Source organism: Bradyrhizobium septentrionale (assembly GCF_011516645.4).
Taxonomy (GTDB): domain Bacteria; phylum Pseudomonadota; class Alphaproteobacteria; order Rhizobiales; family Xanthobacteraceae; genus Bradyrhizobium; species Bradyrhizobium septentrionale.
The window spans coordinates 1,857,714-1,882,284 of the sequence record NZ_CP088285.1 but is presented as its reverse complement, the minus strand read 5'-3'; the positions used below and the strand labels follow the sequence as shown (position 1 = coordinate 1,882,284).

20 protein-coding genes and 4 pseudogenes are annotated in these 24,571 nt (G+C 61.8%); 12 read left to right on the top strand and 12 right to left on the bottom strand.

Features of this window, described 5'->3' with window-relative positions; genetic code table 11:
* Nucleotides 1-153: 153 nt before the first annotated feature.
* From phbB to HAP48_RS10800, 6 genes and pseudogenes are all read left to right on the top strand, one after another.
* A pseudogene (phbB, locus tag HAP48_RS10825) lies at nt 154-869 on the top strand (acetoacetyl-CoA reductase); the annotation flags it as partial.
* A 16-nt stretch (nt 870-885) separates the two neighbouring features.
* On the top strand, nt 886-1,365 hold the full coding sequence (locus tag HAP48_RS10820) for a CBS domain-containing protein (protein WP_224497011.1): 480 nt from the start codon (nt 886-888) through the stop codon (nt 1,363-1,365).
* Nucleotides 1,362-1,838 carry a hypothetical protein gene (locus tag HAP48_RS10815; protein WP_175612339.1) on the top strand — a complete coding sequence of 159 codons (477 nt, stop codon included), beginning with the start codon at nt 1,362-1,364 and terminating at the stop codon, nt 1,836-1,838. The genes HAP48_RS10820 and HAP48_RS10815 overlap by 4 nt, the downstream gene beginning before the upstream one ends.
* The gene (locus HAP48_RS10810) at nt 1,835-3,649 is read left to right on the top strand and encodes a PHA/PHB synthase family protein (RefSeq protein WP_166213788.1); all 1,815 of its coding nucleotides are present in this window, start codon (nt 1,835-1,837) and stop codon (nt 3,647-3,649) included. Before HAP48_RS10815 ends, HAP48_RS10810 begins: the two co-directional genes overlap by 4 nt.
* A 163-nt stretch (nt 3,650-3,812) precedes the next feature.
* Entirely contained in the window at nt 3,813-3,980 is a 168-nt protein-coding gene (locus HAP48_RS10805; protein ID WP_166213789.1) for a hypothetical protein, read from the top strand.
* A complete protein-coding gene (locus HAP48_RS10800) occupies nt 3,977-6,520 on the top strand; it encodes a cation-translocating P-type ATPase (RefSeq protein ID WP_234622357.1) in 2,544 nt (847 codons plus the stop codon). Before HAP48_RS10805 ends, HAP48_RS10800 begins: the two co-directional genes overlap by 4 nt.
* Nucleotides 6,521-6,671: 151 nt before the next feature.
* On the opposite strand, the gene HAP48_RS10795 is transcribed toward HAP48_RS10800, so the two are convergent.
* The 5 genes and pseudogenes from HAP48_RS10795 to HAP48_RS10780 form a co-directional block, all read right to left on the bottom strand.
* The gene (locus tag HAP48_RS10795) at nt 6,672-6,917 is read right to left on the bottom strand and encodes a hypothetical protein (RefSeq protein WP_166216586.1); all 246 of its coding nucleotides are present in this window, start codon (nt 6,915-6,917) and stop codon (nt 6,672-6,674) included.
* A 67-nt stretch (nt 6,918-6,984) separates the two neighbouring features.
* A complete protein-coding gene (locus tag HAP48_RS10790; RefSeq protein WP_224497010.1) occupies nt 6,985-7,308 on the bottom strand; it encodes a P-loop nucleotide/nucleoside kinase family protein in 324 nt (107 codons plus the stop codon).
* Nucleotides 7,309-7,426: 118 nt separating this feature from the next.
* A pseudogene (locus tag HAP48_RS50455) lies at nt 7,427-7,477 on the bottom strand (hypothetical protein); the annotation flags it as partial.
* A 70-nt stretch (nt 7,478-7,547) separates the two neighbouring features.
* A complete protein-coding gene (locus HAP48_RS10785; RefSeq protein WP_224497009.1) occupies nt 7,548-8,555 on the bottom strand; it encodes a phosphotransferase in 1,008 nt (335 codons plus the stop codon).
* Nucleotides 8,555-9,531, bottom strand: a pseudogene (locus HAP48_RS10780) (zinc-dependent alcohol dehydrogenase family protein). Before HAP48_RS10780 ends, HAP48_RS10785 begins: the two are co-directional and overlap by 1 nt.
* Nucleotides 9,532-9,688: 157 nt before the next feature.
* On the opposite strand from HAP48_RS10780, the gene HAP48_RS10775 reads away from it, so the two are divergent.
* The 3 genes from HAP48_RS10775 to HAP48_RS10765 are packed head-to-tail and all read left to right on the top strand — an operon-like array spanning nt 9,689 to nt 13,394.
* A complete protein-coding gene (locus HAP48_RS10775) occupies nt 9,689-10,123 on the top strand; it encodes an Hsp20/alpha crystallin family protein (protein ID WP_166213791.1) in 435 nt (144 codons plus the stop codon).
* Between the two features lie 59 nt (nt 10,124-10,182).
* Nucleotides 10,183-10,659: a CBS domain-containing protein gene (locus HAP48_RS10770; RefSeq protein ID WP_166213792.1), complete on the top strand. Its 477-nt coding sequence runs from the start codon at nt 10,183-10,185 to the stop codon at nt 10,657-10,659.
* Complete coding sequence (locus tag HAP48_RS10765; protein WP_166213793.1) at nt 10,641-13,394, top strand: bifunctional acetate--CoA ligase family protein/GNAT family N-acetyltransferase; 2,754 nt, start codon at nt 10,641-10,643, stop codon at nt 13,392-13,394. The genes HAP48_RS10770 and HAP48_RS10765 overlap by 19 nt, the downstream gene beginning before the upstream one ends.
* On the opposite strand, the gene HAP48_RS10760 is transcribed toward HAP48_RS10765, so the two are convergent.
* Nucleotides 13,381-13,791: a hypothetical protein gene (locus tag HAP48_RS10760; protein ID WP_166213794.1), complete on the bottom strand. Its 411-nt coding sequence runs from the start codon at nt 13,789-13,791 to the stop codon at nt 13,381-13,383. The genes HAP48_RS10765 and HAP48_RS10760 overlap by 14 nt on opposite strands.
* 176 nt (nt 13,792-13,967) lie before the next feature.
* Between HAP48_RS10760 and HAP48_RS10755 the strand changes: the two genes are divergently transcribed.
* Genes HAP48_RS10755 through HAP48_RS10745 form a run of 3 tightly spaced genes read left to right on the top strand, consistent with a single transcriptional unit; the run spans nt 13,968 to nt 16,948 of the window.
* Entirely contained in the window at nt 13,968-15,080 is a 1,113-nt protein-coding gene (locus HAP48_RS10755; protein ID WP_224497008.1) for an MlaE family ABC transporter permease, read from the top strand.
* Nucleotides 15,081-15,082: 2 nt separating this feature from the next.
* Complete coding sequence (locus tag HAP48_RS10750; protein WP_166213795.1) at nt 15,083-15,820, top strand: ABC transporter ATP-binding protein; 738 nt, start codon at nt 15,083-15,085, stop codon at nt 15,818-15,820.
* Nucleotides 15,821-15,838: 18 nt separating this feature from the next.
* On the top strand, nt 15,839-16,948 hold the full coding sequence (locus HAP48_RS10745; protein ID WP_166213796.1) for an ABC-type transport auxiliary lipoprotein family protein: 1,110 nt from the start codon (nt 15,839-15,841) through the stop codon (nt 16,946-16,948).
* A 61-nt stretch (nt 16,949-17,009) separates the two neighbouring features.
* On the opposite strand, the pseudogene HAP48_RS10740 reads toward HAP48_RS10745, so the two are convergent.
* From HAP48_RS10740 to HAP48_RS10715, 6 genes and pseudogenes are all read right to left on the bottom strand, one after another.
* Nucleotides 17,010-18,193, bottom strand: a pseudogene (locus HAP48_RS10740) (acetate/propionate family kinase).
* A gap of 28 nt (nt 18,194-18,221) precedes the next feature.
* Nucleotides 18,222-20,642: a phosphoketolase family protein gene (locus HAP48_RS10735; protein ID WP_166213797.1), complete on the bottom strand. Its 2,421-nt coding sequence runs from the start codon at nt 20,640-20,642 to the stop codon at nt 18,222-18,224.
* 499 nt (nt 20,643-21,141) lie between these two features.
* Complete coding sequence (locus HAP48_RS10730) at nt 21,142-21,399, bottom strand: hypothetical protein (RefSeq protein WP_166213798.1); 258 nt, start codon at nt 21,397-21,399, stop codon at nt 21,142-21,144.
* Nucleotides 21,400-21,501: 102 nt separating this feature from the next.
* On the bottom strand, nt 21,502-22,110 hold the full coding sequence (gene fixJ, locus HAP48_RS10725) for a response regulator FixJ (protein ID WP_166213799.1): 609 nt from the start codon (nt 22,108-22,110) through the stop codon (nt 21,502-21,504).
* Nucleotides 22,107-23,537, bottom strand: coding sequence for a PAS domain S-box protein (locus tag HAP48_RS10720; protein WP_166213800.1), 1,431 nt, complete (start codon nt 23,535-23,537; stop codon nt 22,107-22,109). Before HAP48_RS10720 ends, fixJ begins: the two co-directional genes overlap by 4 nt.
* Before the next feature lie 308 nt (nt 23,538-23,845).
* Nucleotides 23,846-24,202, bottom strand: coding sequence for a hypothetical protein (locus tag HAP48_RS10715; protein ID WP_166213801.1), 357 nt, complete (start codon nt 24,200-24,202; stop codon nt 23,846-23,848).
* Between the last annotated feature and the right edge of the window lie 369 nt (nt 24,203-24,571).

The following is a 24,571-nucleotide window of genomic DNA, read 5'->3' as shown; positions in this document are numbered from 1 at the left end:
CCAAAGGGATGGAAGAGCAAGTGCCATCAAAGCACGGGTCGAGGCGGGCTAATTTGATCTGCCTCATGCGCATTCGTGAATTCTGATTGAGCGAGATCAATTCATCGAGCGTGTACTTCGCTCAAATATTGCGCGCAGCTTGGAGGAGCCGGCATGGCGCACGTCGCATTGGTTACGCTTGGTAGCAGAGGAATTGGCGCGGCGATTTCGCGTGCTCTCGCTACTGCCGGATGCAGGGTCGCGGCCTGCTTTGCCGGAAATGCGGGGGCCGCGTGGTCGTTTCAGGATCAGACCGGAACTCGCGTATTCCAGTGGGATGTCGCGAACTTCAGGGCCTGTGCAGCCGGCCTCCGCGAGGTAGAGGCGGCGCTGGGCCCAATCGACATCTTGGTCAACAACGCCGGTATCGTGCGCGACGCCACACTGCATCGAATGACCAAGCCGCAATGGGACGCAGTGATCCGGACCGATCTCGAGTCGCTGTTCAACACGTGCCGGCCCCTTATCGAGGGCATGCGGGCGCGCGCAAGTTCGGGCGGATCATCGACATCTCGTCGAGCAGTGGGCAGAAGGGCCAGGTCGGTCAGACGAACTATGCCGCGGCGAAGGCCGCCGAACTCGGCTTCACCCCCGCGCTTGAAAGTGCGCGGTTTGGGATCACGGTCAATGCGATCTGCCCGGGTTACATCAACACCGAGATGCTGGCCGCGGTGCCGGCAGATGTCATGCAGAACTCCATTCTGCCGCAGATCTCGGTCGGGCGGCCGGGGCAGCCGGAATAAATTGCCCGTGCCGTCGCATTCCTTGCGGCCGACCAAGCAGGGTTCATCACCGGATCGACGCTTTCGATCAATGGCGGCCAACTGCTGAAGAGGAGGGATGACCATGCTCGCGACCGACGTGATGCGCAGTTCATTCGCGACGATCAAGCCGACAGCCACGGTGCTCAATGCCGTCGAGCTGCTGCTTGAGACCGATCAGCGCGGCCTGCCAGTGATCGACGATGCCGGCGACCTCGTCGGCATAGTTTCGGAGGGCGATTTCCTTCACCGCGATGAGCTTGGCATCAGCCCGCCGTCCGGGAACTGGCTGGAGTCGCTGCTCGGCATTGCGGAGAATACACCTGAACGGGAGCGCATGCGCACGCTGCAGGTCGGCTCGCTCATGAGTGGCTCGCCGATCACCGTCGATGTCGAAGCCTCGATCGAGGACGTCGTCGCGCAGATGGATATCTACGATGTTGTCCAGGTTCCGGTGGTCTGCGCCGGAGCCGTCGTTGGCATTGTCAGTCGCAGGGAACTGCTTGCGGCATTGGCGCGACGATTGAGAGCGGCAGAACAAGCAAGCACCGGAGTGACTTCATGAGCGGGATGACTTCTCAGACGCATAGACACGCCGTCGTTTGGATCGATCACCTGGTCGCGAAGATATTCACGATTGGGCTGAAGGGCGTCAGCGCGGAAGCCGTGCGGGCTCAGCTGCCATCGCAACATCTTCATTACACGGCAAATGCAGTCGGCGATGGTCGTGTTCTGGAGGACTCAACGTTCCTCGTCCGGGTCGGCGCGGCCCTGCGTCAACGCACCGATCTTCTGATCATTGGGCCGGGCACTGTGAAGACCGAGTTGATGAATTATCTGAAGGCGGCGCGGCCCGATCTCAATCTTCATGTTGAGTCGAGCGACCATCCGACCGAACGGGAAATCGTGACGCTTGGTCGCAGGGCGTTTCCATTTCGACCTCGCACGCGCGCTCTTTCGTTGCAAGCGGAAAGCAAACGCGCGGCTGGAGATGAAGGCCGAGTTCTTGCAATCAGGAACAAGGAATGTGAGTCATGAAGACCTTGACGGCATCTGAAAGCGCCGCAGCTCCAGCCAATGACGACGCGGCCACGGCAAAGGCGCTTTCCCCTGTGCTACCCCGGAATGACGCCTCGACAGGCGCTGATGCTGTCGATTACCTCGTCCATGCCGCGACGGCGCAGTGGACCGGCGGGCTTTCACCGGAAAGTCTCGCGCTTGCCTTCGCCGATTGGCTGCAGCACCTGGCTGCATCACCCGGCAAGCGGTTTGAGCTTGCATCGAAGGCATTTGGCGACGGCTCGCGCTTCGTGCGGATGGTGTCGACGCCACATGCGACTTGGGAGCCGTGGTTCATGATCAAACCTCAACCGGGCGACAACCGGTTTTCCGGACCGGACTGGGCGTTGCCGGCCTTTAATGTCATGGCCCAGGCGTTCCTGCTCGGCGAGCAGTGGTGGCATTCCGCGGTGAGCGGATTGCATGGCGTCTCTAAGGGAAATGCCGCAATTGTGGATTTCGTTATTCGTCAGTACGTCGACACCGTGGCGCCGTCCAATTTTGCGGTCTGTAATCCCGAGGTGCTGCGACGGATGATGGAGACCGGTGGCGGCAACTTCGTGTCGGGTTGGCACAACTGTCTGGAAGACTGCAGGAATTTGTTCGGGGTTCAGCCATCCGAGCCAACGCATTTCATGGTCGGCAAAGATATTGCTGTAACAAGGGGAAAGGTCGTCTACCGCAACGAGCTGATCGAGCTCATTCAATACGCGCCCGTGACCACAGATGTTTGCCCGGATCCCGTGCTCATCGTGCCGGCGTGGATCATGAAGTACTACATTCTCGATCTGTCACCAGAGAATTCGCTGGTACGCTTCCTGGTCGAACGCGGCTTCACCGTATTCATGATCTCATGGCGCAACCCGGGACCGGCCGATCGCGATCTTGGCCTCGACGACTATCGCAAGCTCGGGGTCGACGCTGCAATTAACGTGATCAATCAGCTCGTACCTGAACGCCCGATCCATGCAACCGGTTATTGCCTCGGCGGGACACTGCTCGCGATTGCTGCAGCTCGGCTACAAAAGGAGCGCCCTGGCTGCCTCAGGTCTGTGACGCTCTTGGCCGCCCAGGTCGACTTCACGAAAGCAGGCGAGCTCACGCTGTTTATCAACGAGAGCCAGGTCGCGTTCCTCGAAGACATGATGTGGCAGCGCGGCGTGCTCGAGGCGGCGCAGATGGCCGGCGCATTCCGGCTGCTTCGGTCGAACGACATGATCTGGTCGCGTCTGGTGCGCGACTATCTCATCGGCGAACGCGCCGCCCCGAGCGACCTCATGTCGTGGAATGCCGACGCTACCCGCATGCCGTACCGCATGCATTCGGAGTATCTGCGCAAGCTCTTTCTTGAGAACGACCTCGCCGAAGGGCGCTATTTTGTAGACGGACAGCCGATCGCACTGTCGGACCTCCGCGCGCCGATGTTCGTGGTCGGCACATTGCGCGATCATGTCGCGCCGTGGCACTCGGTTCACAAGATCCATTTGCTCGCGGAGGCAGATATTGAATTCGTGCTGGCGAGCGGCGGCCACAATGCCGGCATAGTTGCACCGCCGTTGGAGGAAGGGCGTAGCTATCAGCTGCTGGATAAGAAGGCCGATGGACCTTATGTCGGTCCCGACGAGTGGCTGCAGAGGGCGGCTCATCGGGAGGGATCCTGGTGGCTGGAGTGGGTTCGCTTCCTCACGTCGCATTCGGATGCCTGGGTGCCGGCGCAGCCGTCGCTTCATGCGCCCCAAGGCGGGCCGCCGCTCGATGATGCGCCAGGCTTGTATGTCCTTCAGCGTTGATCCGCCGGCACAGGCACTCAGACAGTTTGATTTGCCGCAACTCCTTCCGCGGCGCGAGGCCCTACAGTAAGCGCTGCACCAGCAGAATTGAGGATTCAGCTACGCACCCCTTGCCTGGCGAGTTGCAAACCAACGTTGGGTTGGGCCTGTAGGAGAGAGAACTATGAGTGTCATCCTTCGCATCCTCTTCGTCCTTGTGGGATCTATCACCGCGTTATTCGTTGCACGGGATTCCCTGAACTTTGACATCATTCAGACATTTGTGGCCATTCTGCTCGTTACCGCGCTTTTGCTGGGCGGAAGCTTCTGGAGCTTGTGGCGGAAGACGTGAGTGCCACAGATCTCATAGGACTGAGCGAAGCCGAAGCCACGACCCGGCTTCGGGTCGAAGGGTACAACGAGCTTCCGAGCCCTGAGCGGCGCACTCCTATACGCATTGTGCTGGAGGTGCTACGCGAGCCTATGCTCGCGCTCCTTCTGTGCGGCGGACTGATCTACCTCCTGCTTGGTGATCTCCAGGAGGCGTTGCTGCTCCTTGCTTTCGGTGCCATGTCGATCGTGATCACAATCGTGCAGGAGACGCGAACCGAGCGCGTGTTGGAAGCCTTGCGCGACCTGACCAGTCCGCGGGCCCTCGTGATACGAGATGGTGTACGCCGGCGCATCGCCGGCAGGGAGGTCGTCCGAGGCGACCTCATTATCCTTGGCGACGGTGATCGCGTTCCGGCCGACGCCGTGCTCCTCGACGGCCACGATCTGCAGGTCGACGAGTCCCTGCTAACGGGCGAGTCGGTGCCCGTTCGCAAGGAGGTGGTCGAGACGGACGCCTTGGCTGAGCATCGGCCAGGCGGCGACGATCAGCCGTTCGTGTATTCCGGCTCGCTCGTCGTGCGGGGCGAAGGCTGCGCGCGGGTCACGGCCACTGGGCAGCGAAGCGAAATCGGAAAGATCGGAGTGTCTCTGCGTACGCTGCAAGCGGAGCCGCCGCGCCTTCAACGGCAGACCGCGAAGCTGGTGCAGCTTTGCTTTCTCGGCGGCGCTGCGGTCAGCATCGTTGCTGTGGTGCTTTACGGGATGCTCCGTGGAGACTGGCTACAGGCGTCGCTCGGCGGCGTCGCAATCGGCATGTCCATGCTGCCGGAAGAGTTTGGTGTGGTGTTCACCGTCGTCATGGCCATGGGCGCGTGGCGCATTTCGAAAGTCCGGGTGCTGACGCGCCGGGCGGCCGCAATCGAGACGCTGGGCTCAGCCACGGTTCTATGCACGGACAAGACCGGTACTCTCACGCTGAATGAAATGTCAGTTGTAGAACTGCGGCGGCTCGATGGTTCACGCACGCGCCTCACGTCCTTGAACCGGGATTGCGCGAAGCCGGAATTCTCGGACATAGCGCGCTACGGCGTCCTTGCCAGTTCGCCTCAGCCATTGGACCCAATGGAGCGGGCTTTGCACGCCCTTGCGGGCGACGTCTGGAAGGAAAACAGCGGACAGGATGCTCACTGGCAGCTGGTACGCACCTATGGACTCCGGCCCGAACTCCTGGCCATGACCCAGATCTGGCGTTCACCTCTTGCGGAGGAATACGTTGTCGCAGCCAAAGGAGCGCCTGAAGCGATTGCCGGTCTCTGCCGGTTGAGCGGGACAGACCAGGAATCGATGAGAGATGCCGTCGGCTTGATGGCGAAGCAAGGACTCCGTGTGCTCGGGGTTGCCGCGGCCGTGCATGAAGGCAGCCCGCTCCCTAGCTCGCAGCAAGCCTTCGCATTCCGCTTCCTGGGCTTGGTCGGACTGGCCGATCCGCTTCGCTCCAGCGTGCCCGCTGCGGTACGCGAATGCCGCTCAGCGGGAATTCGTGTCACCATGATCACAGGCGATTACCCGGTAACGGCGGCCGCAATTGCCAACCAGGCGGGCTTGGATGTCCATGACGTGATCACGGGAGAGCAGCTCAAGCTCATGGACGACCTGCAGCTTGCCGAGCGCGCTAGGCGCGTGAACGTGTTCGCGCGCGTATTGCCCGAGCAGAAGCTCCGCATTGTGCAAGCGATGAAGCAGAACAGCGAAATCGTTGCGATGACTGGTGACGGCGTCAACGACGCTCCGTCCCTGAAAGCGGCCCACATCGGCATCGCGATGGGCGGCCGCGGAACGGATGTTGCGCGTGAGGCATCGTCGATGGTGCTGCTTGACGACGATTTCGGCGCGATCATCTCCGCCATCCGCCTGGGTCGGCGCGTCTACGACAATCTGCGAAAGGCGATGGCCTTTATCTTCGCCGTCCATGTTCCAATCGCAGGGCTCGCCCTGCTTCCCCTGGTTTTCGGATTACCCTTGATCCTCAGTCCCGTTCACATCGCTTTTCTGGAGCTGATTATTGATCCCATATGCTCACTTGTGTTTGAGGCTGAGCGCGAGGAGCGCGACATCATGGCGCGCCCACCCAGGCGAGCTGATAGCCCTCTGTTCACTTGGGCGCTGGTTAGCTGGAGCGTTCTTCAAGGCGCCCTGATTTTTGCGCTTGTCGCAGTCCTGTTCATCTTCGCACTTTATGCCGGCATGCCTTCAGACGAGGCTAGGGCCCTGGCTTTCTTCGCCCTTGTCGGGTCTATTGTCGGTCTTGTCCTGGTCAATCGATCGTTCAGTTCTTCTTTCCTGTCGGCGTTCTTCCGGCCGAACCCGGCGCTGGCGGTGATCCTGGTTTCAATCGCGGGCGTTCTCGGGACTGCGCTGCTCTGGCCTCCGGCGTCCAGCCTGTTTCAGTTCGGACCCCTTCATTCGGATGATCTCATGATCGCGCTCGGACCGGGAGTGGCGATGCTGGTGGTACTTGAGCTGCTGAAGCCACTCTGGGGCCCGCGACTGAGATCTTAGTCGGCTGAGATAATGAACGGGGGAAGGTAACGGCTGGTGTGCTTACCTCACGAGGACCACGTCGGCAGGGACGTTCCAAGATGGCAAAGGTCGGCTCCGCAGAAGCGACCTTCGAGGCAGGGCAGGCAAGACCGGACGAGCAGCTCGCGTTCTAGCGAATTGTAGTGTCCCGGTTGGTGAAGGTTATCAGCAGCAATGACAGCATAGATGCCAGCGCCACAAATGCCGCAGTCCAAGAAACTGCGGTTACGACGAAGGCTGCCTCAAATCGCCAAATTGCTTGCGGCTCAGTGGAGGCGAGGGGCAAGATGTCGGGGAAAAGCCAGTTGTAGAGCAGAGAAAGCGCTGCCGCTGCGGCGGCGCTTCCGACAAATAGAATGGCCAGTGCGCGTTTCATAATGTCCTCCTGTTGGATTGGAGAATGCTGACTGGCTTCGACCAGCTCAACAATTCCGGATGATTCCTTAGGGAATCGCCCGCTCTTCTGGGGGGAATGATGTGTCTCGTAGATGGGATACGCTGCGTTGGAGCGTCGTCGCGGATGAGCCGGAGGCGTCGACGATCTGCCAATCGATATTGCCGGTACCGATACTGTCCTGGAAAAGGACCACATCAGCAGTCGCGTCCGAGACGTCGTGTCGCCGCGAGACTACGCGAATGGCTTGATCGGCACTCAGGAACAATCCGCTGAATTCCACCTTGGCATTGCAGGCAACGGCTCTTGCAGCATCGCGTTCCGCCTGCTTCAGGAATGCCGCGTCGAGAATAACGGAAATCCCCTGAGCCAAGGCGCGTCTGGTTCGGTCGAGCAATGGCTTGATAAACGCGGTCGGACGCTTCGGGAGTATAGCTCTCGGGCGGCAGTGTCGCGAGTTCGGCCGCGTCATACAGTTGCTTGCGAATGACATCCGATCGCAGAACCAGGGCGCCCGGCGGCGGCGCGATCAGATGTGCCATATCGCGTGCGAGCACGCTCTTGCCGGTACCGGACTTCCCGCCAATTGCGAGCAGACGGGGCGGTTCCGGTTCAACGAGCCGGCATGCAAGCTCGAAATAGCGGCTCGCTTGCATGCCGACCGTTTGATCGTTCTGGTGTTGCCGTCGGTTGGTGAAGAGCACGTTGGCCCGGATCGCTGCGCATTGATAGGAACACCGGCAGCAGAGACAACGCGTCCGATTGCGTGTCCCAGGCGGTCTGCATGTAGCTGTTGAATAACCTGTTGGCCGCGGCCTCCCGTCCGAAGTACAGCAGGTCCATCAGGGTAAATGCGATGTCGTGGAGGACATCGGTCGTCGCGATATCGCGGTCAAACTCGATTGCATCGAACAGAACGGGCTCGCTGTTGATCAGGACGATGTTGCCGAGGTGCGCATCGCCATGGCAACGCCGTACCTGCCCTGCTGCGACGCGAAGGCGCAGCAGTTCAAGGTTCCGAGCAAGCGATCGGTGGCTCAAGTTGTGCAGCTCATCGACGTCCTTGCAGGAAACAGTTGGCTCGCTGCGAAATTGCTCGGTGTTGCGATCGATGATGACGGAGAGTGACGTAAGCCAGTGCGATCCATCGCTGCCGCTCACTGCCCGATGAGATTTGAGCATGATGCCAGCCAGGCGCTCGCCAAGCTCTGGCCCGAAAGCATCTTGGGCAGCCAAGTGATCGAGCGTCTTAGTCTCGTCGAAGCGAGCCATTTCGACGGCCCATTCGATAACCGGTCCGATCCCTCCGATCGCAAGGCCGTCCCGCTCGCGCGTGATCGGCACCACCCCGCGATAGATCGCGGGGGCGTGGTGCCCATTGACAGCAATCTCGTCTTCACAAGCACGCTGCCGCTTCTCCAACGTCGAGAAGTCGAGATAGGGGAGCTTGACCGCTCGCTTTATCTTCAGGACGCGTGAAGGCTCGAGAAAAACGATTGAACAATGAGTATCGATTCGTTGAACCGCCACATTCGGCTGGCCAGTCCCGGCCAGGAACGCCAATACCGCGGCCTGGCCGGCCTCGGCTGTGGCCGCTTGGGTTGATGTTACCGGCCTCATCATGGCTTCAAGACGGCTGCGCCGACGAGCTTGCCGTCGCGCAGCTGCGCGAGCGCTTCGTTCGCCCGATTCAGTGGGAAAACGGTGAGATGTGTACGGATTCCGGCCTTTGCCGCCGCCTTGAGAAAGTCAACGCACGCGTCAGGTTGGCAACGGAAACGATCTGTCGTTCACCCCAAAGGATGCCGTACGGAAAACTCGGAATATCGGACATGTGGATACCGGCGCAGACCACGCGTCCGCCCTTACGTAGGGCGCGCAAGGCAAGCGGGACCAGGGGGCCCGCAGGTGCGTAGATGATTGCAGCGTCGAGCTCCTCCGGCGGCCGGTCTTCGGAGGCTCCAGCCCAGCATGCGCCGAGCGACAATGCCAGATGCTGGGCCTCGGTGTCGCTCGCACGGGTGAAAGCGTAGACCTCCCGTCCCTGCCAGCGCGCCACCTGCGCGACGATGTGTCCCGCCGCGCCAAACCCGTAGATGCCTAGTTTGTGGCCGTCGCCAGCCATCACCAGGGAGCGCCAGCCGATCAGGCCGGCGCACAGCAAGGGTGCAAGCTCCGCGTCCTCGCCGTCTTCATCGAGCGGTAAGCAGTAACGCGCGTCTGCCACCAGGTGCGTGGCAAACCCACCGTCCCGCGTATAACCGGTGAACAGGGGATCATCGCAGAGGTTTTCCTTGCCCTCCCGGCAGTACGGACAATGCCCGCAGGTCGAGCCGAGCCAGGGGACGCCGACGCGTGTGCCGAGATGCGCATGGTCGACGCCGTCACCGATCGCGTCGATACGGCCAACCACCTCATGGCCAGGAACGATCGGATAGGCGATATCGGGCAGTTCTCCGTCGACGACGTGCAGGTCGGTGCGGCATACGCCACACGCATCGATCTTGACGCGCACCTCGCCCAGGCCAGGTATCGGATCGGGCCGCTCGGTATATTGCAGCCGCGCGCCTCGCGCGGGCAGGATCATGGCGTGCATGACGAAACTCGCTTGGGTCTGTGTCTCTCCTTTGATCACATGACATTGGCCCGGTTTTGATCCTGGTCAACAGCCGGACGGCTGTTCCTGACTACCTTTGGTTTGCAAGCGACACTCAAACAGGAGGTACTGATGGCTAACGAGAACCGAGCGCGCCATGGCGCGGCGGGAAAATAACCCCTTCACGTTTCTGCAGCAGGAGATCGACCGGCTGTTCGACGGATTAGGCCGCAATTTCCCGACGTTCGCCGCGCAGCAGGCGATGATGCCGCGTATGGACGTCAGCGAGACCGACAAAACCATCGAGATATGTGCAGAACTGCCCGGCCTCGAGACCAAGGACGTTCAGCTCAACCTCGCCGACAACACGCTCACGATCCGGGGCGAGAAGAAGAGCGAGCGCGAGGAGAAGGACAAGGACTATCACCTGATCGAGCGCAGCTTCGGCGCGTTCTCGCGATCCGTTGCATTGCCCGAGGGCGTCAAGGCGGAGGACGTCAGCGCCGAAATCGCCAAGGGCGTGCTCAAGGTCACCGTCAAGAAGCCGGCTCCAAAGCAGAGCAGGCAGATCGACATCAAGACGGCGGCGTAGCGTCGCTCGTCAGGCAGCGACGCGTCCGCGAAATAATCATCCATCCAAGGAAATCAGCCATGTATGAGTTTCTTCAGGAAACGGTTGCGAGCAACATGACGAGGTCGGTACGAAGCGTCGCTCCCGAAATGACCGTCGGCGACCTGTACCGGTTGTTCGCGAAGGACGACTATGACGCCTATCCCGTACTCCGCGACGATGTCGTGGTCGGTTTCGTCACGAAACTCGACGCCCTGAAGGTGTTCGCCTGTCCGATAGATCACATGCTGCCACGTTACGACGATCGCATGGGAACGACGGTCGATGAGATCATGTCGTCCGATGTGATCGCGGTCGAGCCGGATACAAATCTGCAGCGTGTTCTGCAGCTGATGGTCGCCCATCGGCTCAAGAGCCTGCCCGTGATTGACAAGTATCGCCACCTGGTCGGGATCATTGCACGTGAGGATGTCATGCGAGCTCTGGCGCGCTGCACGAAGCGGCGGGCGCCTTCGCTCGTCCCCTGCGAGACTGCGCGATGTCTACGTTTGGTCTAGAGCGGGTTCTTTCGCCACGAACGGTCGCGCTTGTCGGTGGCAGTTCGCGTCCGTCTTCGCTGGGCCTGGCGGTGCTCATGAACCTCAAGGCGTGCGGTTTTTCCGGCCGCATCGCCGTGGTCAATCCAAACTACGCTGCGATCGACGGCGAGATTGCGTACCCGGATCTCAAGTCACTTCCGTTTGTTCCGGATCTCCTCGCGATCACGACGCCGGCGGCCGCGATCCCTGAACTCATCTCGGACGCCGCCGCGCTCGGTGTCGCCGGTGCGGTGATCCTGACCGCCGGCCTAGGGCACGGCGCCGGCTCGCTTGCGGAGACGGTCGCGCGGACGGCGCGCATGCGCGGCATGCGCCTGATCGGGCCGAACTGTCTCGGCGTCATGGTGCCGCGCGCAAAGCTCAATGCAAGCTTTGCCGCGCATCAGCCCGCCGATGGGCGTCTTGCCTTGATCTCGCAGTCCGGGGCCGTCGCTGCGGCGATGATCGAATGGGCGGCAGAGCGGCGGCTCGGCTTCTCCGGCATCGTATCGATCGGAGACCAACTCGACGTCGATGTCGCTGATTTGCTTGACTATTTCGCGCAGGACGATCACACCAACGCGATCCTGCTCTACATCGAGGCCGTCAAGGACGCGCGTAAGTTCATGTCGGCCGCGCGCGCGGCGGCGCGGCTCAAACCGCTGATTGTCGTGAAAGCGGGCCGGATGGCGCAGGGCGCCAAGGCCGCAGCCACCCATACCGGCGCGCTGGCCGGTTCGGACGCGGTCTATGACGCCGCGTTCCGCCGGGCCGGCATGCTGCGCGTGTACGACCTTCGGGAATTGTTCGACTGCGCCGAATTGCTTGGCCGCGGCTTCGTTCCGCGCAGCAACCGGCTGTCGATCCTGACCAATGGCGGTGGGCTCGGCATCCTCGCGATCGACCGGCTCGTTGAGCTCGGGGGCCTTCCGGCGAGCCTGTCGGCGGAGACGATTGCGGCACTCGATCGGGTTCTGCCACAAGGATGGTCTCGCGCCAACCCCGTCGATATCTCCGGCGACGCCGATGCTGCCCGCTACGTGTCTGCGCTCGACGCTTTGCTAGAGGACACGAACAGCGACGCCGTGCTGGTCATGAACGTGGAAACGGCGGTCGCGCCGACCGAAGAAATCGCAGAAGCGGTGGCACGATGTGTTCGCGACCGTCGGACCACGAAGAGTGACGGTGCCGCGCTGGTGCTTGCATCGTGGGATGGTGTCGACGCGCGCACCGCGGCAACCTTCGAAGATGCCCGCGTCCCGCATTTTCCAACCGAAGATGACGCGGTGCGCGCTTTCATGTACCTAGTGAGATATCGCGAGGCCTCCATCGCGCTGGCCGCAACTCCGCCCAGTATCGCCTCGACGTTTGCGCCGGAGACGGCCGAGGCGCAGCGCGTGATCGCGAAAGCGCTGTCCGAGGGGCGGGGATGGCTCGACCCAGTTGAGATCGTGGCCTTGTTCAAGGCGTACGATATTCCAATTGTTCCGACGGTCGCCGCTCGCGACGCCGACGATGCCGCAGACAAGGCTGCGCCGTTTCTGGCGCAGGGAATTGCGGTTGCGGTCAAGGTGTTCTCCCGCGACATCAGCCACAAGTCGGATGTCGGCGGCGTCGTCCTCGGCGCGCGGACGCGCGAACGTGTCGCCGACGCAGCGAGGGCAGTATTGTCGCGCGCGCGGGGCCTGCGGCCGGATGCCGTCCTGCAAGGCGTGACGATCCAGCCGATGATCGAGCGACGGTCGGCACGCGAATTGCTCCTCGGCATTGCCGACGATCCGACCTTCGGTCCCGTGATCGTGTTTGGTCGCGGCGGCACCGCCGTCGAAGTAATCAACGACAAGGCGCTGGCGCTGCCGCCGCTCGACATGAACCTCGCGCGCGACTTGGTCGGGCGTACCCGGGTCTCGCGGCTGCTTGCGGCGTACCGCGATGTGTCCGCCGTGCCGGTCGAAGCCGTGCCGCTTACCCTCGTCAAGCTGGCGCAGATGGCGGCTGATATTCCGGAGGTCGCCGAGCTCGACATCAATCCGCTGCTCGCGGACGAGACGGGTGTGCTGGCGCTCGACGCGCGCGTGGTGATCCGCAAGCCCGCGCGGCTGTTCGCCGGTCGGACGCCGTTCGCGGTGCGGCCCTACCCATCGCAATGGGAAGGAGAGCTTGCCCTGAGGGACGGCTCGCGCGTCGTGGTCCGGCCGCTTCGGCCGGAAGATGAGCAAATGGTGGAGAGCTTCTTCAGGCGAGTGACCGCCGAGGATCTCAGGCTGCGCTTCTTCCAGGCAATGAAAAACTTTTCGCACACGTTCATTGCGCGGCTGACACAGCTCGACTACGCGCGTGCGATAGCCTTTGCGGCGCTGGATCCGGGCACGGGCGCTATGGTGGGAGCAGTCCAGCTTTATTCAGATTCTCTCTACGAGAATGCCGAATACGCAATCCTCCTGCAGTCCGATCTCAAGGGCAAAGGATTTGGATGGGCGCTAATGCAGCTTCTCATTCACTATGCGAGGTCGGAAGGGCTGAAGCGGTTGTCAGGTGAAGTGCTGGCCGAGAACACCACCATGCTAAACATGTGCCGTGAGCTCGGGTTCACGGCTGCGGCAGAGCCGACCGACCACAGGGTCGTCAATGTTGTCCTCGACCTCTCCCTTCCGGCGGTGGATGCCCTGGGGACCGACATCCTGATCCGGGCCAGCGCAATCAAAGCGGCGTGACCGCGACAACCCGATAGGGATGCATGCCGTCGGTCTCATGAACGGAGACATACTCGTCGAGGCGAAAGTGCTCATTGCCGAAATGATACCCGGCTTCATCGGCGGCTGTGCCGGCCACGTCATAGTGAAAGCGCCAGCTGTCACCCGGTCCATGCACGAGATGGCCGAGCTGATCGTCCTCGTCCGGCCGTTGGCGGACGACACGGCAGGCGTCGCGATGGGCTTTCCAGGTCTCGACATCGATCCGCGATGCGGTGTCGAGCGGAGCAACGATAATATAGCCGATCGCGGACGCGCCCGCGGGGTGATCGTGCTCGCGCGCTCGCTCGAGCCGGACCTGCCTGAATGAGTGCGGTAACGCAGTGTTTTGCAGAGGCTTGAAAGCGGCACGGTTCATCGAAATCTCCCTGAGCGGGCCCGGTGCTGACGGGCCAAACATGTCAAATCGTAAGCCTTAGGCCCTGCAACTTCGTTGATTTGCGTCAAAGGACGACCCTGCGGACCAATTGCGTTGTGTCAAATACCGCCGCCGCCAGCCTCCTATGCTTGAAAAGCGAATTTGGAGTTGGTCCCTTGTTCAACGTACCAGCATTGACAGCGAACCCGGACGATCCGCGCGCGCTAACCGCATGCGGGGCTTGGAACGTTGCCAATGTCGAGCAGTTGGAACGGTTGTGCGAGGGGGCGGCGCGCACCGACATCGGGTCGATTGATCTGCGTCGCGTCACCGCGCTCGATACGGTCGGGGCTTGGCTGCTCGAAAGGCTGGCCCGCGGCGGTGCTACCAGGGCAGCGCTTACCGGCGCCGACGGTCCATATGGCGACCTGCTAGAAGAGGTACGAGGACTGAACCGTTCCGGCCCCGCCGAACGTAGGTCAGTCAACCCGTTGTTGCAGAGGCTGGATCAGCTCGGCCGCGGCAGCAGGCGGCTCATATCCGATTCGGCGGCATTCCTGCATATGCTCGGCGCCTTCAGCGCGGCGCTGCTCGGCATTTTCAGGCATCCGCGGTCGTTTCGGCTGACGTCGACCGTCTATCAGCTCGGTCGGGTGGGCTGGCAAGCGGTGCCGATCATGGCGCTGATCACGTTCCTGATCGGGGCCATCATCGCTCAGCAGGGCATTTTCCATTTCCGTCGTTTTGGCGCGGAGTCCTATGTCGTCGACATGGTCGGCATCCTCGTGCTGCGCGAGATTGGCGTGCTGATCGTGGCCATCATGGTCGCCGGACGCTCGGGCAGTGCCTATACCGCCGAGATCGGTGCGATGAAGATGCGCGAGGAGATCGATGCCCTCAGCACCATGGGGCTCGATCCCGTCGCAGTCCTGATCCTGCCGCGAATCCTGGCACTGGTGGTGGCGCTGCCGATCCTCGCCTTTCTCGGCTCGCTCGCGGCGCTCTATGGCGGCGGCCTCACCGCATGGCTCTATGGCGGCATGAGCCCCGCAATCTTCATCGCGCGCCTCCACGAGGCGGTCTCCGTCACTCATTTCGAGGTCGGCATCATCAAGGCGCCATTCATGGCGCTCGTGATCGGGCTTGTCGCGGCGGTGGAGGGATTGTGCGTCAAGGGCAGCGCGGAGTCGCTCGGACAGCAGACGACGGCGTCGGTCGTAAAATCGATCTTCCTGGTGATCGTGCTCGACGGGTTGTTCGCGGTCTTCTTTGCTTCGATTGGGATGTAGCCATGGTCGGCACGCCAGCGATCCATATCCGCGACCTCGTGGTCGGCTTCGGCGAGAAGATCATCCTCGATCATCTCGATCTCGACGTGAACGACGGCGAAATTCTCGGCCTCGTGGGCGCGTCCGGCGGCGGGAAGTCGGTGCTGATGCGGACATTGGTCGGCTTGCTTCCGAAGCGGAGCGGGCAGATTGATTTCGCGGGCAATAGCGATGACGAACGCCCCTGGGGTGTCCTGTTCCAGCAGGGGGCGCTGTTCTCGGCTTTGACGGCTCGCCAGAACATCCAGTTTCCGCTGCGCGAGCGCGCGCGGCTGTCGCCAGGACTGCTGGACGAAATTGCGGACGCGAAGCTCGAGATGGTCGGCCTTACGCGCGAAGACGGGGGCAAGTATCCGTCCGAACTCTCGGGTGGCATGACCAAGCGGGTTGCGCTCGCGCGGGCACTGGCGCTCGACCCCTCGCTCTTGTTTCTCGATGAGCCAACGTCTGGTCTCGATCCCATCGCTGCGGGTGAATTCGATACCTTGATCCGGACGCTGCATCGGACGCTGCGTTTCACCGTGTTCATGGTGACGCACGACTTGAACAGCCTGCAAGCCATCTGCGACCGGGTCGCCGCGCTTGCCGACGGCAGGATCGCAGCAATCGGGCGGCTGTCATCGGTACTCAAGTCCGATCATCCCTGGGTCCAGGCCTACTTTCACGGAGCCCGGGCGCAGAAGCTGGGCCTCGGCAACTAGGCAGAGAGAGAGACGCATATGGAAATCCGCGCGCCCTACATTGTCGTTGGTGCATTCGTATTGTCGGCAATCGTCGCCGTGTTCGGCTTCGTCTACTGGCTCAACAATTTCGGTGGAATCGGAAAGCAGGAGACATATCAGCTCATCTTTACCGACTCCGTGCCTGGTCTGCTCGTCGGGGCAGGCGTTCTCTTCAACGGTATCCGCGTCGGCGAAGTCACGGCCCTCGAACTGGTTCCGGAACGCCCACGCGAGGTTCGCGCCAGGATCGCAGTCGCCGACCGCACGCCGGTGCATACCGATACGCGTGTCGGCCTCGATTTCCAGGGATTGACCGGTGTTCCGGTGATCGCGCTGGAAGGCGGTGATGATCCCCAGGCGCCGCCGGCGCGCGAACCGCTGGTGGCCGAAAAGGGGGCCGGGCGGAGCATGACGCAGGCTGCCCGCGATGCGCTACGCCGGGTCGATGCAGTCCTGTCCGAGAACGCGGCGCCGCTGCACAGCACGATCGACAATCTCAGCACGTTCGCCGAAGGGCTCGCGCGCAACACGCCGAAGCTCGACGGCATCGTGACCGGGCTGGAACGCATGACCGGCGGGGCTGCGCCCGCGCCGCGCAAGGTGGCGTATGACCTTCACGCCGTGGACAGCTTCGGAGCGCAACGCCATGCGAATCTGCCTGTGCAGCTGGTGATGGCGGAGCCGACCGCGATCGCCCGCCTCCAGACCCAGCGCTTCTTGTTCACGCGGGATGAGGAAACTCAGGGATTCGAAGGTGCGCAGTGGAGCGACAGTCTCCCGGTGCTGGTACAGGCGCGGTTGCTGCAGAGCTTCGAGAATTACGACGTCCAGCATGCGCCACTGCGCGCTGACAGCGGCGTAGAGGGTGCGCCGCGTCTGCTGATCGACCTGCGCCGGTTCGAAATTGTGCAGGGGCCTCAACCGCGCGCGACGATCTCCTTGTCCGCGAGAATCGTGGATCGAAATGGTCAGGTAAAGGCCGCGAAGCTTCTCGCGGGATCCGAGGAAATTAACTCGCTGACGCCCTCCGAGGGGGCCGCCGCCTTCGATAAGGCTTTCGGCGCCCTCGCAAGGGAACTCGTGATGTGGGTTGCAGCGATGGACTGAATCAGATCGATGCAGCGTCTCACAAGCTCGGCGGCTGCCGCCAGGCCAAGGTCGTTGCGACCTAATGACCTGTGACCAGCAGGCTGCGGCAGTGCAGCGCAATACTGACTTCCTCATTGGTCGGAATGATCAGTACATTGACCGGGCTGCCCTTCGCGGCGATACGCTGCGCGCCTTGAGCATTCGCGGCTGCATCGATGCGGACCCCGGCCAGGAGAGGCGATCGCAGATGCGCTGCCGGATTTCCGGGGCGTGCTCGCCGATGCCGCCGGTGAACACCAGGCCATCGAGGCCGGCGAGGGTATTTGCCATCACGGCGACTTCTGCGGCGACACGAAATGTGAAGAGATCGACGGCTTCGCGAGCCGCAGGGTCGTGGCTCGCCAGCAGGGCGCGCATGTCTGCTGACACCCCGGAGACGCCGAGCAGGCCCGAGCCCTCGTACAGCAGGTGTTGCACGTCATCGACCGACATTTTCTCTTCCTGCATGAGATAAAGCAGCACGCCGGGATCGATCGTTCCACAGCGTGTCCCCATCACGAGACCGTCGAGTGGGGTCAATCCCATCGTGGTGTCGACGCTGCCGCCCTTTCGCAAGGCGCAGAGGCTCGCGCCATTGCCGAGATGCGCCACGACGACGCGCTTGTCGGCCCATCGCGGCGCGATCGCGGCGAGCCGGCTGGCGACGTATTCGAAGGAGAGGCCGTGGAAACCGTAGCGGCGGATGCCGCGCTGCTCAAACTGCCGCGGGATGGCAAAGCGGCTCACGGGCGGGGCCAGGCCGTGATGAAAGGCCGTGTCGAAGCAGGCGATCTGCGTCAGCTCCGGCTGCAGTGACTGCACGGCCCGGACCGGCGCCAGACAACGCTGCTGATGTAGCGGCGCAAGTGGGGTCAACGCCTCCAGCGCGGCGAGAGTCTGCCCTGCGATGACGACCGGCCCATAGAACGCGCGCCCGCCATGGACGATGCGATGGCCGACGGCGGCGAGCCTGCCGCCGGCGAGATAGTCCTCGATCCAGGCAAATACGTCGCTAAGCAGGCCGTTGTCGTCCGGCGTGCCGCTCGCGTGACGCTTCTCGAACAGCTGCTTGCCCGAGGCATCGCTCACGACGATGCGCGGGACCTTCTCCTGCTCGTCGAGCAAGCCCCTGCATCGCAGCTTTGGCTCGGCCGGCGCGATGTCGAACAGGCCGAATTTGACGCTGGATGAGCCGGCGTTGAGCACCAGGACGCTGTCGGACATCGGCGGTCTCTTTCGGGTTGGCGGCGTGTCAGTCCCCGGGCTCGCGCGATGTCGTCCCGGCGGCGCTGGTCGGCCAGACCCAGTCACGGATCTGCGGCATGTCCTCGCCATGCTCGCGCACGTAGCGCGTATGCTCGATCAGGGCGTCACGGAATTGCTGCTTGACGTGCGCGGCTGCGATGTCGAGTCCCGGCACACGCTCGATTGCTTCGATGGCGAGATGGAAGCGGTCGAGGCCGTTCAACACCACCATGTCGAACGGCGTCGTGGTGGTGCCTTCCTCCGCAAAGCCCCGCACGTGCATTCCATCGTGATTGGTGCGGCTGTAGGTCAGGCGATGGATCAGATAGGGATAGCCATGATAGGCGAAGATGACAGGTTTGTCGCGGGTGAACAGGCCGTCGAAGTCGCGGTCGGACAGGCCGTGCTGATGCTGCTCTGTCGGCTGCAGCGTCATCAGGTCGACCACGTTGACGACGCGGATCTTCAACTTTGGCAACGCCTTGCGGAGCAGATCGACGGCGGCGAGCGTCTCCAGCGTCGGAACGTCGCCGGCGCAGGCCATCACCACGTCCGGCTCGGCGTTGACTGCTTCGGTGCCGGCCCATTTCCAGATGCCGATGCCCGCCTCGCAATGAGTGATCGCATCGCGCATCGAAAGCCATTGCGGCGCGGGTTGCTTCCCGGCGACGATCACATTGATGCGGTCATAGGTGCGCAGGCAGTGGTCCGCGACCCAGAGCAGGGTGTTCGCATCAGGAGGGAAGTAGACGCGGACGATATCGGCCTTCTTGTTGGTGACGAGATCGACGAAGCCAGGATCCTGATGACTGAATCCATTGTGGTCCTGGCGCCAGACATGCGAGGTGAGGAGATAGTTCAGCGACGCGATCGGCCGTCGCCAGGGCAGCGCGCGCGAGACCTTCAGCCATTTGGCATGCTGGTTGAACATCGAATCCACGATGTGGATGAAGGCTTCGTAGCAGGAGAAGAAGCCGTGTCGGCCGGTAAGCAGGTAGCCCTCGAGCCAGCCCTGGCAGAGATGCTCGCTTAGGACTTCCATCACTCGTCCCTGATGAGCCAGATGGACGTCATAGGGCTCGATGCCCTCCATCCAGACTCGGTCGGTGGCCTCGAAGACCGCGTCGAGCCGGTTGGATGCGGTTTCGTCCGGACCCATGATGCGGAAATTGCGGGCCTCCGCATTCAGCTCCACGACTTTGCGCAGGAACTTGCCGAGTTCTCGCGTGGCTTCGGCGACGGCGCCACCCGGAGCGGTGACCTCGACCGCATGCGAACGGAAATCCGGCAGTTTCAATTCCCGCTTCAGGAGGCCCCCGTTGGCGTGCGGGTTCGACCCCATCCGACGGTCGCCTGCGGGCGCAAGGGCTTGCAATTCAGGTACGAGCCGGCCGTTCGAATCGAACAGCTTTTCGGGCTCGTACGTGCTCATCCAATGTTCGAGCAGTTTTAGATGCTCGGGGTTGCCGCGCGGGTTGGCGATCGGCACCTGATGTGCACGCCAGAAGCCTTCGACCTTCAGCCCGTCGACTTCCTTCGGTCCGGTCCAGCCCTTCGGACTGCGCAGCACGATCATCGGCCATCGCGGTCGCATAAGGCCGCCGGTCAGCTGGCGCGCGGCTTGCTGGATCGAGCGGATGCCGGCGAGCGCGGTGTCGAGCGTGTCGGCCATCAACCGATGCATGGCATGCGGATCGTCGCCCTCGACGAATAGCGGCTCGTAGCCATAGCCAGTGAAGAGGTTGCGGACTTCCTCGTCGTCCATCCGCCCCAGCACGGTAGGATTGGCGATCTTGTAGCCATTGAGGTGCAGGATTGGCAGCACGACGCCGTCCTGCACCGGGTTCAAGAACTTGTTGGAATGCCAGGACGCCGCGAGCGGGCCGGTTTCTGCCTCGCCGTCACCGACGACGCAAACGGCAATCAAGTCGGGGTTGTCGAATACTGCGCCATACGCGTGAACCAGTGCATAGCCGAGCTCACCGCCTTCGTGGATCGAGCCGGGCGTTTCCGGCGCCACGTGGCTTGGAATGCCGCCGGGGAAGGAAAACTGGCGGAACAGCTTGAGCAAGCCGTCCGCATCGCGCGTCACCTCCGGATAGATTTCGGTGTAGGTGCCTTCGAGATAGGTGTTCGCAACGATGCCGGGACCGCCGTGGCCGGGGCCGCAAATGTAGATGATGTTAAGGTCGGAAGCGCGGATTGCACGATTGAGGTGTGCATAGATAAAGTTGAGCCCAGGTGTGGTGCCCCAATGCCCGAGTAGGCGCGGCTTGATATGTTCCGGCTTCAGCGGCGCTTTCAGGAGTGGATTCGCAAGCAAATATATCTGTCCAACGGAGAGATAATTGGCGGCTCGCCAATAACGATCGAGCAGGTCAAGATCCTCCGCGCGTGCTTGCTCGTTTGGAGTGGTCGCAGATTGCATGTCGTTCTCCCAGGATTCAGGGATGACCTCGGACGCAGCTATCAGTTCCACGTTAGAAGGCGAATATGACGGGAATGGTTTGAGCCAGCTCAAAGATGCACGCCAATTCGAGCCGAAACGTCAGCGTTACTGCCAACGCCCACCAACACGGGACGTTCAAGCACGCAGAGCTGGATTGTTCGAAAGCGGAACCGGGCTCCTGCGAGGCGAGGTTTGCACGCGCGTCCCAAGAGTTCCGGCGGCCGTTGGCGTCAGGGTATACTCCGGCCTGGCGCTGATCTGGCGCGGCCCACGCGATCGTGGCAATACGCGTTGCCTATCAGCTGTCCTGCCGATTTTTTATCATGATAGGCGAGACAAGAGGATGCCCGGCAAAAGCCGCGCATTGAATACCGATTCAACCCCCAGGAAGGAGAGGTCGATCGTCCTAATAATTCTATTCAAGCATGCTATGGCGGGCGACGATTTGAGCTAGCGCAATAAATCGCAGATTGGGTCTTTACTCGAAGTCAGGAGAAGACCGTTTTTGCTGCAGGTCGTTCGGCACTGTGCCATACGTCCTCAGCACGGTAATTTGCGCCTCCGGATGGCCCGTACGGACGACTGCCACAGCACCAGCGTGGCCGAACGTCTTCCATAAGTGCTTGGCGTGCTCAATCGCCGCGGCTGGGCTGGCGCACTTTGCCAGCTGGCCCGGAACGAGTTCGCCATCGGTCCGGTCGTACGGCAGGGCAATGAAATGTGTGATCTTCTCCATCGATGCCCCTTTCAAGCTTGTCGGTCAGGCGGTGCCGTTTTGGATAGCGTGACAACTGAAACTACGTATAATAACTGAGACCTTGGGCGAGGCGGCCTATGGTTAGAGCCCGGCAGCGATCGCGATCCGCATTAGCTCCGACATGCTGCGCACATTGGTCTTGGCCATAAGGTTCGCCCGGTAGACCTCGACTGTTCGCGGGCTGATCCCAAGGTCGTGAGCGATCACCTTGTTGATCTTGCCAGCCACGAGCCCCCGCAGGACGTCGCGCTCGCGCGGCGAAAGGTCCACCAGGCGAACTTCGGCCTCACGCCTGGCCGTACCGTCGGCCGGCGCCGCCGACTGTGTCTGCAAGGCTTCGCCGATTGCGCGCAGCAACGCCTCGTCCTCAAATGGCTTTTCGATGAAGTCAACCGCACCGGCCTTCATCGCTTCAACGGCAAGTGCGACGTCACCATGGCCAGTCATCAGGATGACAGGACATGGTGCTGCGTCTGCCTTGAGTTTGCGAACCAGTTCGAGGCCGCTCATGCCGGGCATACGGATATCAGATACGATGCAGTCGACCGTTTTGCTTCCGAAATCATTGAGAAAATCGATTGCCGTCTCGTAAGTTGTTACAGCAAAGCCGTTGACCTCGAGGAGGAAAGCGAGCGAGTCCCGCATCGCGGGGTCATCGTCGATTACAAGAATTGTGCGCCGCGTACTCATGATTCTTCTCCGTCCTCCGCGAATGGGAGGGTGAACTGAAATACCGTTCCGCCCCCAGTGTTTGGAAGCGCTACGATGCGCCCACCGTGGGATTCTACGATGGTCCGGCATATCGAGAGACCGACGCCCATGCCTTGCTCCTTCGTCGTGACAAACGGCTGGAACAGGCGGTCGGCGATATCAGGGCTAATGCCCGGTCCGGAGTCGGCAACTGTGAATGTCGCAACTCCATCCGCTTTGCTCACTCCAACCGTCAGTTCACGGCGCGGACTGGAGGCCATCGCCTCGATCGCATTGCGAACCAAGTTTAGTACGACTTGCTGGATTTGGATCTTATCGACGATGATCGACGGTATATCCCGGTCGCTGCGGATCGCTACCCGAACTCCTTGTTCCTTGGCTCCGAGCAGCGCAAGTGCGACCGCCTCTTCGAGCAGAGTAACCGGGCTCTCCAGCGAGTGCTGCGTTTCGCCCTTGGCAACAAATTCACGCAGGCGCTTGATGATGTCGCCGGCCCGCAACGCTTGTTGCGCGGCCCGCTCGAGCGCGTCGCGAATTCGCGTAGGGTCCAGGGCCTCTGACGTCAGCAGTACCTTTGCGCCGCGCATGTAGTTTGTGATGGCTGACAGCGGCTGGTTGATCTCATGGGCGATAGAGGATGCCATTTCGCCCATTGCGGTCAACCGCGACACGTGGACCAGCTCGGATTGCAGCTCCTGAAGCCGTCGCTCTTGCGCGCGACGCTCGGTGAGGTCTCGTATAAAGCCGGTAAAAAAGCGCTCTCCGCGGACCTTGGCCTCGCCGACGGCAAGCTCCATCGGAAAGGTTGAGCCGTCACTCCGCTCTCCGACCACGATGCGGCCGATGCCGATGATACGGCGTTCGCCGGTCGTAAGGTAACGCTCAAGGTACCGGTCGTGCTCGCCGCGATACGGCTGGGGCATCAGGCTCGAAACGTTCTTTCCAACGACCTCGTCGGTTTTCCGGGCAAACAGGCGCTCGGCGGCCGCGCTGAAGGAGCGAATAATGCCATGATCATCGATCACGATCATGGCGTCGGGGACCGTGTCCAGGATGGATTGTAGATGGGCCTGGCGATTTCGCGCCTGATCGCTTTCCCTCAGTAGCCGGTCGCCCATGAAGCCAAGAATGGGGCCGAGGACCGCAAAACATGCAGTATCGATCAGATTCGCAGGTTCGGTGACCAGACTTTTGCCGAGGAACTTAGCGCTGACGGCGAGGCATAGTATGGTAGTGAGAATCGCCGGACCGCGGCCGCCGGCGAAGGCGGCGAACAGCACCGCTGGAACGTATATGATCGTGAAAGTCCGATCTTCGAAATAGTTATCGAGTCCCGCGCGCACTGCGAAAACGAGCGCGGCCGCTGCCGCGGCAGTGCCATAGCGGTACCAGATGCGGTCGGACATATTCCCCCGGGGCAATGCCCTCAGACGGTGCGATAATACACCGTTCGGACGCTTGAAGCCAATGGCTGCGGCTCGTGACCTACTTCATCCAGGCGCGCCAATGTGTCGGCTGCACCACGATGCGTTCGGCGCTCTCCGATTTCATCCAGCCGTCCAGGATGCGACGGCAGGGAAAGACGAGCCTGTGAATTGCGTTGCCCTCAATCACGGCGAGCTCAAGGTCTCGATCGAAGGGGGCGGTCGCGACCCCCTCCCATGTTTCGCTGACGCCGGCCTCCGGGCGCTCAGGGGCGTCGTGTGTTGGCACGTCAGGCGGCTTTCGGAGGTGCCCCGTCGGCACCGCCGGTCTGTCGAGCAAATAGGTTGAGCTCAATGGTGCCCAACGAACGCGCGGTCTCGATCGCGTACGTCGCGTCGTCTGCGCTGCGCGCGGTGACACCTTTGGTCCAGTCTTGCAAAGCCGTGATCTTTTCAGCCACGGTAGCAACGGAATTAAACTTGCGGAAGAGCTCCCAGGCTTCGGTCGATTCGATCTGGATCTGTTCGAACCAGTGCCGGTTTGCCTCAATCAGCTTTTCCGCGAAATTCGACTGAACGACCATCGCCCGCTTCGCGCAGCTCTGGATGGCGTCGGCAATGGGACGGGAATCGCTAAGATCTGTCATGTTCAACATCCTTCGTTGAGGGAAGTTGCTATTTCCCATGTCGCGGGTGCGGGTGTGTTGATATGTGTCAACCGGACAGCTTCTGGCCTGCACCGGAGCTAACGATCACTCAAACGGGCTTGGGACCGATGACTTTCCCGGTCCTCAGGTTGAAGAAATGGACGCCGTCGCACGCGGCGCAGGAGATTGAGTGCAGATCGTCAGCCGCTGGCTCGGACGTGTCGTCGGGAAGCAGGCCTTGAACCCGATCGCCGGTAGTTGGACACGAAAAGATAATGGGGCGCCAAGCCCTTCTGTCTGCCATTTGCACGATCCTGACGGACGGACAATCTCAAGCGGCGGCACTCGCTCCGCATTGATGCAGGTCAA